Annotated in this window: 4 protein-coding genes; 2 read left to right on the top strand and 2 right to left on the bottom strand. The window is 73.7% G+C overall.

Annotated features, from left to right (window positions below; translation table 11 throughout):
* The first annotated feature begins 3744 nt into the window (after positions 1-3744).
* Positions 3745-4860, top strand: a complete 1116-nt coding sequence (locus tag ACFW9D_RS11700) for an ADP-ribosylglycohydrolase family protein (RefSeq protein ID WP_384620580.1) — start codon at positions 3745-3747, stop codon at positions 4858-4860.
* 33 nt (positions 4861-4893) lie between these two features.
* Here ACFW9D_RS11700 and ACFW9D_RS11695 read toward each other — a convergent pair whose 3' ends face one another.
* Both ACFW9D_RS11695 and ACFW9D_RS11690 read right to left on the bottom strand, forming a co-directional pair.
* Positions 4894-7506, bottom strand: a complete 2613-nt coding sequence (locus ACFW9D_RS11695) for a bifunctional FO biosynthesis protein CofGH (protein ID WP_384620578.1) — start codon at positions 7504-7506, stop codon at positions 4894-4896.
* 41 nt (positions 7507-7547) lie between these two features.
* The gene (locus tag ACFW9D_RS11690; protein ID WP_188338355.1) at positions 7548-8399 is read right to left on the bottom strand and encodes an LLM class F420-dependent oxidoreductase; all 852 of its coding nucleotides are present in this window, start codon (positions 8397-8399) and stop codon (positions 7548-7550) included.
* Positions 8400-8584: 185 nt separating this feature from the next.
* Here ACFW9D_RS11690 and ACFW9D_RS11685 point away from each other — a divergent pair, with 185 nt between their 5' ends.
* Positions 8585-10105: a CehA/McbA family metallohydrolase gene (locus ACFW9D_RS11685; RefSeq protein WP_384620575.1), complete on the top strand. Its 1521-nt coding sequence runs from the start codon at positions 8585-8587 to the stop codon at positions 10103-10105.
* The last annotated feature ends 90 nt before the right edge of the window (positions 10106-10195 follow it).

Raw genomic sequence — 10195 nt, 5'->3', positions numbered from 1 at the left:
CCAACACGCGATCCAGCCAAGTCTGGTGGGCTCGGTTTTGTTTATACGACACCGGAGCCAGCGCGCCATGGGATACGACGACCGCCGGCCCCGGGCGGCCTGCGGCGACGACCCGGAGGACGTCGCCGCCGCACTCGTGGAGGGCAGCACGCTCGGTGTCGCCGAGGTCCTGCTGGAGCTGGGCTGCCGGATCACCCCCGGAGCCGAGACCCCCGCCCCGCCGGACCCGCTGGCCGCCCTCGTCGTCTGGTCCCTGGCCGACCGTCTCGAACTGCCCGAACAGGCGCTGCGTCACCCCACCGTCGGGCTCGCGCGGGGCGGGCTGCTGGAGATGCTGACGCACACCCGCCTGATCCAGCCCACCTCCCCGGGGCGCTTCGTCCTGGGCCAGGCCACCGAGTACGCCCTGCGCAGTCTCGTCATCGCCGTCCTCGGCCGCGAACAGGCCCGCGGCAGCTGGCACACCAAGCCGGTCGTCCCGCCCCCTCTGCTCGACTCCCTGTTCCCGGCCGGACTGACCATCGAGGACCTCGACCGCCGCCTGGCCGTGGCGAGCGCCGTCTTCACCCTCGGTGCGCCGGACAGTGCTTCCGCCGACCAGGACGACAGCGCGCGCTACGGTGCCCAGCTGCGGACGGCGATGGGCTGGATCGAGGACGAGGAGGCGGGCGAGAACCGGCTGCCCGGTCTGCACAACCAGCTGCGGGCCTACGTGCACGCCTCCTACAGCGACAACCCGTACCGTCCTGCCTCCGACGAACCCCTGGCCGAGCCGCCCGCCCTGGCCGCGGCCGCACAGCCGCCGGCCGAGGACGCACGGCCGGACCTCCCCGACGACGCCGTGGCCCCCGCGCCCGGCCCGCACCCCCCGGAAGCGGCACCCGGCCCCGCCCCGGAGCCGGAGCCGGACCCGGAAGTGGCCGCCCTGGCCGCGTCTCTGCGGCTCCACCACGAGGTGGCGACGCTCACGCTCGCGGCCCGCGGCCGCGGCCCGGCGGCGGAGACCGGCGAGCGGTTCACGGACGCGGCACGCCGGGTCGCCGGAGCGCTGGAGGTGTGCGACCCGGAACACGTGCCGCACACCCTCCTGCGCACCGCGGACTCCGCGCTCGCGCTCGTCGGAAGCCGCCTGGGTCTGCGCTCCCAGCTCGTCGACGTCCGGACGGCTGCCGTGCCGGTCGTCCGCTCGGGCGCGCACCGGCGCGGGCCCGGACAGGCCGGCCGGATCACCCTGGCCGTTTCCTGGCTGCTCAACACGGCGGACGCGCTGATCGACGCCGACCAGCTCGACCAGGCCCGCCAGTACACCGAGGAGGCCACGGCGCTGGCCCTCGACGGGCTGCCGCCGGACGACGGGCCGCGCAGCGCCTCCGCCCGTCTCCAACTGCGCAGCAGGATCGCCCTGGTGAGCAGCCGGCTGCAGAACGACCAGGCCTCCGCCCGGGCCACCCTGCTCGAAGGGGCCCGGTGCGTCGCGGACGGGCTGCGGCTCGCGAAGGCGCAGGGCCAGCAGCTGGGACTGTGGACCTCGCGGCTCCTGGACATCGCCCAGTCGCTGCGCCAGCAGTGCGACGGCGACGAGGAGCTGGACGAGGTCTCGGCGCTCGTACTGGACACGCTCCGTGAGTGCCACGGTGAGCAGACCGAGTGGCCCGCCGCCCTCCGCATCCGCACGGCCCGTTTCCTGCGCAAGGTCTGCGCCCGGCGCGCCGATGCCGACCAGCGGGAACAGGGCGCGTACCGGATCGTGCGCCTGCTGGAACCGCTGCTCGCCGTGCCGCCGGAGCGTGCCGACGAGGGCGCGCAGATCCTGGCCGCGACGGCCCAGGCGTACGGCTTCCTCGCGCACACCCTGCGCAGGAACGGGCACGGCGCCAAGGCGCCCGCCCTGCTGAAGAAGGCGGAGGAGGCGGCCCGCGAGGCCGTGCGGCTCGCCCCGAGCGTCTTCACCCATTCGGTGTGGCTCCAGCAGTGCGTCGACATCCGGCGCACCACGCGGCGCACCGGGCCGGCGGGCGACGCCGCGGCGAGGCAGCGACGGGAGTGCCTCACGGCGGTGCGCGAGTGGCTGACACGGCAGAACGCCCGCACGCCCGCGCACGCCGGACTCGACCTGCGGTGCACGGTGTCGGACTGGGCGGAGGAGGGCAGCCTGCGCGCCGCCGCGCAGAAGCAGCTGCACGGCGAGGACTTCCTGAGCATCCCCGCGTACCGGCAGCGCCCGCTCATCGACCATCTGTACCGGCAGCGCAAGCAGCGGCTCGCCAACCACGTGCGCCGTTACGGGCCTTCGGTCGACCAGTGCCTGATGGAGACCGGGCTGGAGCGCGAGTACCGGCGCTGGGCGGCCGTGCTCGACTACCGCGAGGCCAAGTGGGACTACCTCCGCGGCGCCACGCAGGAGCCGCCGCCGCAGCGGCCGCTCGTGGACAACACTCCTTTGTTCGCGCTCTGTGCCGAAGCGGCGGAACGCTGGCCGCACAACGCCCGCCTGATCGCCAACGAGGCGTCCCTGAACCGGTACGTCTGGACGTACAACCGGTCGGTCTCGCTGTTCACGAAGCTGGCGCGCACCGCGCCGGACGGCGAGACCCGGCGGGGCGCGCACGTGGCCGCCGCCGAGGCCCTGCTCGCCGACCTCGAATACACCACCCAGGCCCGGCGCAAGGACTGGCAGTGGCTGCTGGAAGCGGCACGCGGCCACCTCGACGCCGTCCTCACCCCGAGCAGCCTGCTCGGGCTCGCCATGGTGCTGCGCGCCCGCGTGGCGATCCGGCTGGGCGAGGAGATCGACTGGCGGCCCATCGACGACGCGTTCCAGACCGTCGTGGGCGGCGCCGAGTACCCGCAGCAGGTGACGCGGCATCTGGAGACGCACCGGCACGGCCGGGCGCTCGCCTCGGAGCAGCTCGCCGATCTCGCCCACATCACCGTCGCCTCCGACGGGGCACCCGAGCAGCAGGAGCTCCTGAAGCTGTTCGGCCTCCACACGGACGGCGACGAGGACGATGCTCCGGACGCCGGGGCGCAGGGGCCGTTGTCCGTGGGTGACGAGCAGGACCGGGACATCTTCCTGCCGGGTCAGCTCGGTGAGCTGCTCCTGACGGAGTTCACCAGCGAGAAGCTGCTGACCGGTCTCGGCAAGCTCTATCTGGACCGGGGGTTCTACACGGTCGTCGCCCACGTCGAGGAGCACGGTGCGGAGCCGGAGCCGGGCGGCCCGATCGCCCTGGAGGTCGTCGAGCACGCCCGCCGGGCCTACGACTGCTTCGACGCCACCCGCATCCTCCAGGAGGCGCACGGTACGGAGTCGACGGTGACGAAGTTCGAGCGCGGCCGGGCGATCACGCTGGCCGCGCGGTACCTCGGCAACTCCGATCCGATCCCGCGCAGCCTCCCGCACGAGCGGACCGACCAGCTCAACCACGCCGACCGGCTCCTGCGCTCGGCACGGGACCACAGCGTCGGAGGGTTCTTCAAGGTGTGCGAGAAGGCGGCGCAGGAGAACGCGACGGTCCGGCACCGCCTCGAGGCCGCGGGACCACCACCGTGACCTCGGACCGGGTGCGATCCCTCGTACACCTTCGCAAAGTGCGCACATGCCGCCGAACCCCCGCAAGGGCCCACGGGGACGGAGGCAAGGGCGGGGAGATCAGCACGCAACTGTCACGCAAGCGAACGGGGGCGGTCGCGCTCGGTCGATTACAGTGCTGACATCCGTGGCCGAGGTCGAGGGGAGGGCCGATGGGCGCACCGCCCACCGCCGCGGCCGTGTGGGGCCGCGCCGAACAGCAGGACTTCCGCAGCCGGGTGCGGGGCACCCTGCTCGGCGGGGCGCTCGGCGACACCCTCGGCGCGCCGCTCGACGAGTCGTCGGGCGGTGACACCGCGCCGGGCGACACGGTCGGCACCCAGCTCGTGCCCGCGTACGGGCGGGTCGGCGCGGTCACGGCCGCCACCCAGCTCTCCCTGTTCACCGTCGACGGGCTGATCCGCGCCCAGGTGCGGCGCGACGCCGGCGCCTGGCACCCGCCCACCGACGTGCACAAGGCCTATCTGCGCTGGGCCGCCACCCAGCGCGACTGGGGCCCCGACGAGCGGCGCAAGGAGGACGGCTGGCTGGCCCGCGAGGAGTGGCTGTACTCCCGGCGCGGCGCCGCCCAGTCCCTGCTGCTCGGGCTCGGCAACGACGTCATGGGCACCCTGGACCGGCCCAAGAACCCGGAGGACGCCGGGCCCGAGGCGGTGGCCCGCTCGGCGCCGTTCGGGCTGCTCGTCGGCTGGGAGCCGCAGCTCGTCATCCAGCTCGCCGTCGAGTGCGCCGTCCACACGCACGGCGCGCCCGAGGCGTACCTCGCGGCGGGCGCGCACGCCGTGATCGTGCACGCCGTGGCGCGCGGCGACTCGCTCGACGCGGCGGTGCAGCGGGCGCTCGCCCTGCTCGCGGCCCGGCCCGGCCACCAGCGGGTCACGGACGCGCTCCAGCACGCCCTCGGCGCCGTCCGGCAGGGCCTGCCGACGGGGGCCCGGGTCATGGAGCTGGTCGACGACGGCAACGCGGCGGGGGTCCTCGCCGCCGCCGTCTACTGCGCGCTGGTCGGCGAGGACGTCCGGCACGGGCTGCGGCTCGCCGTGCACCACGGCGGCCCGTCCGCACAGGTCGGCTCCGTGTGCGGGGCCCTGCTCGGGGCCCTGCACGGCGAGACGGCGCTGCCGCCGGCCTGGATCGTCGAGCTGGAGGGCCGGCCCACGATCCTGGAGCTGGCCGACGACTTCTCCATGGAGATGACCCAGGGCCCGGCGCTGCACGGGCCCTCGGGCTCCTCGCCCGGCTGGCTGGCGCGGTATCCCCGGGCCTGAGCAAAGCTTTCTCCGGGGCGCCGGCCGCCCGGCTCAGTCCTCCAGGACCGGCAGCAGCTCCGGCAGATGCCCGTCCGACGCGGCGGCCGCCCGCACCCGCTCCTCGGGGACCTCCCCGTACAGCGTCGTGCGCGGCTTCGCGGGGCGGCCCGCCGCCGAGGCGACCGCGACGAGGTCCTCGACCGACTTGTAGGAGCCGTACGAGGATCCGGCCATCCGCGAGATCGTCTCCTCCATCAGCGTCCCGCCCAGGTCGTTCGCCCCGGAGCGGAGCATCTCGGCGGCGCCCTCGGTGCCGAGCTTGACCCAGCTGGTCTGGATGTTGGGGATGTGCGGGTGCAGCAGGATCCTTGCCATGGCGGTGACCGCGCGGTTGTCGCGGGTGGTCGGGCCGGGGCGCGCGATGCCGGCCAGGTACACCGGCGCGTTCGTGTGGATGAACGGCAGCGTCACGAACTCCGTGAAGCCGCCCACGTTCTTGGACAGTGCGGCCTGCTGGATGGAGGCCAGGGTCCTCAGGTGGCCGAGCCAGTGGCGGGGCTGGTCCACATGCCCGTACATCATCGTGGAGCTGGACCGGATGCCCAGCTCGTGAGCCGTCTTGATCACCTCGATCCAGGTGGCCGTCGGCAGCTTGCCCTTGGTGAGGACCCAGCGGACCTCGTCGTCGAGGATCTCGGCGGCCGTGCCGGGGATCGAGTCCAGGCCGGCCTCCTTCGCGGCGGTCAGCCACTCGCGGATCGAAAGGCCCGTGCGGGTCGCGCCGTTGACGACCTCCATCGGCGAGAACGCGTGCACGTGCATGCCCGGCACGCGCTCCTTCACGGCCTTCGCGATGTCGAAGTACGCCGTGCCGGGCAGGTCCGGGTGGATGCCGCCCTGCATGCAGACCTCGACCGCGCCGACGTCCCACGCCTGCTGCGCCCGGTCGGCGACCTGGTCCAGGGAGAGCGTGTACGCGTCGGCGTCGGTGCGGCGCTGGGCGAAGGCGCAGAAGCGGCAGCCGGTGTAGCAGACGTTCGTGAAGTTGATGTTCCGCGTGACGATGTACGTGACGTCGTCGCCGATCACCGACGCGCGGATGTCGTCGGCGATGCCGCACAGGGCGTCGAGGGCCGGCCCGTCCGCGTGCAGCAGCGCGAGCGCCTCGTCGTCGGTGAGCCGCGTCGGATCGTCGGCGGCCTGCTTCAGAGCGGCCCGCACGTCCCCGTCGATGCGGGACGGGACCATGCCGGGCGCGGCCTGCTCGCGCAGCGCCTCCCAGTCCCCGTACACCTCGTCGAAGTCGTCGCGGCGGTCGGAGGTGCGGCCCTCGGTGTCGATGGTGCGGTGCAGGTCGGTGCGGCCGCTCGCCGCGACGTACCCCTCGTCCGGCTCCTGCCAGGGGCGGCCCACGACGGGCGCGTCCGCGACGGCGAGCCCGGTCTCCGGGTCGGCAAGCGCGCGGACGTGCGGCAGCAGCCGCGGGTCCAGCCACGGCTCGCCGCGGGTCACGAACTCCGGGTACACGCACAGCCGTTCGCGCAGCTCGAAGCCGGCCTCCCGGGACTGCGCGGCGAGTTCGTCGAGGCGCGGCCACGGCTTCTCGGGGTTGACGTGGTCGATGGTGACCGGGGAGACGCCGCCCCAGTCGTCGATGCCGGCGGCGATGAGCCGCGTGTACTCGCCGTCGACGAGGTTGGGCGGGGCCTGGAGGTTGCCGGCCGGGCCCATGATGTGGCGGGCGACGGCCACCGTGGCGACCAGGTCGTCGAGTTCGGCGTCCGGCATGCCGCGCATCGCCGTGTCCGGCTTGGCGCGGAAGTTCTGGATGATCAGTTCCTGGACGCCGTGGTACGAGCGGGCGACGCGGCGCAGCGCGAACAGCGACTCGGCGCGCTCCTCGTAGGTCTCCCCGATCCCGATGAGCAGCCCGGACGTGAACGGCACCGACGAACGCCCCGCGTCCTCCAGGACCCGCAGCCGCACGGCCGGTTCCTTGTCCGGGGAGCCGTAGTGCGGCATGCCGGGCTCGGACCAGAGCCGCTCGGCGGTCGTCTCCAGCATCATGCCCATGCTCGGCGCGACGGGCTTGAGCCGCTGGAAGTCGGTCCAGGACATGACCCCCGGGTTGAGGTGCGGGAGCAGGCCCGTCTCCTCCAGGATCCGGATGGATATCGCGCGCACGTACGCGATGGTGTCGTCGTAGCCGTGCGCGTCGAGCCACTCGCGGGCCTCGGGCCAGCGGTCCTCCGGCTTGTCGCCGAGGGTGATCAGTGCTTCCTTGCAGCCGAGTTCGGCGCCCTTGCGCGCGACGTCGAGGACCTCGTCCGGGGACATGAACATCCCGTGCCCGGCCCGCTTCAGCTTGCCGGGGACGGTGACGAACGTGCAGTAGTGGCACTTGTCCCGGCACAGCCGGGTCAGCGGGATGAACACGCTCTTCGAGTACGTGATGACGCCCGGCCGGCCCGCGGCCTCCAGGCCCGCGTCGCGCACCCGGGCGGCGGACGCCGTGAGGTCATCCAGGTCGGCGCCGCGCGCCTGGAGCAGCACGGCGGCCTCCGTGACGTCCAGCGCGACGCCGTCCCGGGCCCTTCTCAGCGCGCGGCGCATGGCGTTGGCGGTGGGCACGCTGGGCACACTCTGCGGAGACTGATCACTCATGGGCCGAGCATACGAGCGAGTAAGTGAGTGTTCGATAGCGCCTACGGTCCGACCTGAGCGTACTGCTGGTAGGCGTCGAGCCTGCGCAGCACGGTCGTCTCGTCGCCGGGCGGCAGTTGCAGCACGACCTCCTCGACGCCCTGTTCCGCGTAGTGCGCGAGCTTGCCGGGGTTGGGCAGCACCGCGTACGGGACGATCTGGAGGGCGGCCGGATCACGGCCCGCGTCCTGCCATCGGGCGCGCAGTTCGGGCAGGGTCCGGCTCAGGCCGCCGCCCCCGAGGGGCATCCAGCCGTCGCCGTACGCGCAGACGTGCTCGTAGAGCTTGGGGCCCGCCGCGCCGCCGACCAGGGTGCGGGGCGCGCCGCCGCGCACGGGCTTGGGGTGGGCGTGGCTGGGGCGCACGGCGCCGGTGAACTCGCCTTCGTACGCGGTCGGTTCCTCGGCCCACAGGGCGCGCATCAGGCCCATCCGGTCCCGGACGAGTTCGCGGCGCGTCGCCCACTCCACGCCGTGGTCGTCGGCCTCCTCACGGTTCCAGCCGAAGCCGACGCCGAGGGTGAGGCGGCCGCCGCTGAGGTGGTCGAGGGTGGCGGCCTGCTTGGCGAGGTCGATCGGGTCGTGCTGGGCGACGAGCGTGATGCCGGTGCCGAGCGTGATCCGTTCGGTGACGGCGGCGGCCTGGGCGAGGGCGACGAACGGGTCGAAGGTGCGGGTGTACTCGCGGGGCAGTTCGCGGTCGCCGCCGCCCGGGTACGGGCTCGTGCGCTCGACCGGGATGTGCGTGTGTTCGGGCACATAGAGCCCGGCGAAGCCGCGCTGTTCGAGCTCGCGGGCGAGGCGCACGGGCGTGATGGTCTCGTCGGTCAGGAAGATCGTGGTCGAGATCCGCATGAGGCATTCCTAACGCCGGGCCCGCACGGAATCCAGCAGCCGTCGCCGGGACTTGTCCGGCAATTACCTTCCGTTGCCCGGAAGTTCGCGGCTCAATGCCAGGGTCGCACCCGTCACCACCGGCACATGCCGACCCACCACCGCACCACGCCGACCCACTGTCGACCCTCTTGGGGAGCCGCGCTATGTGCACCGACGACAGCCGCCACGCACCGGGCAGACGGACGTTGCTCGTGACCGGGGCCGCCACCGCGCTTACCCTCGGCACCATGAGCTTCGCCAGCGCCGCCGAGGGCTCGCAGAGCACGCAGACGCTCACGGGCACCCTGCCGCCGGGCGCCCCCGACTTCGTCTACCTGCCCGTGGAGGTACCGCCCGGGACGCGCGAGATCCGCGTCGCGTACACGTACACGAAGGCGACGGTCCCGGCCGGCACGCAGAACAACGCCCTGGACATCGGCCTCTTCGACGAGCGCGGCACGGAGCTGGGCGGGGAGGGGTTCCGGGGCTGGTCGGGCGGGGCCCGGACGGAGTTCTTCGTACGGGCCGACGACGCGACGCCGGGCTACGTCCCCGGTCCGGTCCGCGCGGGCACCTGGCACATCGCGCTCGGCCCGTACACGGTCGCGCCCGACGGGCTGCCGTACTCGGTGACGGTGACGCTCACGCACGGCGAACAGGGCCGCACCCCGCGCCCGGCCTACCCACCGGAGCGGGCGCGCGGGCGGGGCCGTGCCTGGTACCGGGGCGACTGCCACCTGCATTCCTGGCACTCGGACGGGCGGCGCACCCCGGCGGAGATCGGCGCCCTCGCCCGAGCGGCGGGTCTGGACTTCATCAACACCTCCGACCACAACACGCACACAGCGCACGCGCACTGGGCGGACGTGGCGGGCGACGACCTGCTCGTGATGCTCGGCGAGGAGATCACGACCCGCAACGGTCACGTCGTCGCCCTCGGCACCGATCCCGGCACCTTCGTCGACTGGCGCTACCGGGCCCGCGACAACCGCTTCGGCCACTACGCGGACCGGATCCGCCGCGCGGGCGGCCTCGTCGTGCCGGCGCACCCGCACGCCACGTGCATCGGCTGCGGCTGGAAGTTCGGCCTGGCCGAGGCGGACGTCCTGGAGGTGTGGAACGGGCCCTACACCCCGGACGACGAGGTCTCCCTCGCCGACTGGGACAACACCCTCGTCTCCTACGCGCGCTCCGGGCGCCGTACGGGGCGTACCTGGCTCCCCGCGATGGGCAGCAGCGACGCCCATCGTGACCCCGACCGGGTCGGCGGGCCCCAGACGGTCGTCCTGGCCGACGACCTGACCCGCACGGCGATCCAGGAAGGGCTGCGCGCGGGCCGCTCCTACGTGGCCGAGTCCAAGGACGTCACGGTGTCCCTCACGGCGACGGACCCCAAGGGAAAGTCCGCGGGCCTGGGCGCCCGGCTCCCCGCCTCCCCCTCCACCCCCGTCACGATCACCCTCACCGCGACCGGCGTCCCGGGCTGCACCCTCCACCTGGTCACGGACCAGGGCACGCTCTGCACCTCGCCCCCCGTGCCCGCGTCGAGCGAGGGCTCGGCGACTTGGCGGACGACGCCGTCCTACGCGGCCTACGTCCGAGCCGAAATCCGCCACCCCGCAACGGTCCCGGGCCTCCCGGGCCCCCTGGCAGCCTTCACGAACCCGGTGTTCCTGGGCCCCTGACCCAATTCCCGGCCGCGCCCCTGAGGCGCACGAAGTGCGCATCTCAGGGGCGGGGGGGGGTGGGGGGGGTGGACCCCCCCCCCCCCCGCC

It is taken from the genome of Streptomyces sp. NPDC059524, assembly GCF_042749255.1.
Classification (GTDB): domain Bacteria; phylum Actinomycetota; class Actinomycetes; order Streptomycetales; family Streptomycetaceae; genus Streptomyces; species Streptomyces xanthii.
This window is presented reverse-complemented; position numbering and strand designations above follow the sequence as displayed.

Excerpts from the sequence above, each read along its gene's own strand:
- ACFW9D_RS11700 (WP_384620580.1), top strand. The coding sequence starts at position 3,745 with ATGGGCGCACCGCCCACCGCCGCGGCCGTGTGGGGCCGCGCCGAACAG.
- ACFW9D_RS11695 (WP_384620578.1), bottom strand. The coding sequence starts at position 7,506 with ATGAGTGATCAGTCTCCGCAGAGTGTGCCCAGCGTGCCCACCGCCAAC.
- ACFW9D_RS11690 (WP_188338355.1), bottom strand. The coding sequence starts at position 8,399 with ATGCGGATCTCGACCACGATCTTCCTGACCGACGAGACCATCACGCCC.
- ACFW9D_RS11685 (WP_384620575.1), top strand. The coding sequence starts at position 8,585 with ATGTGCACCGACGACAGCCGCCACGCACCGGGCAGACGGACGTTGCTC.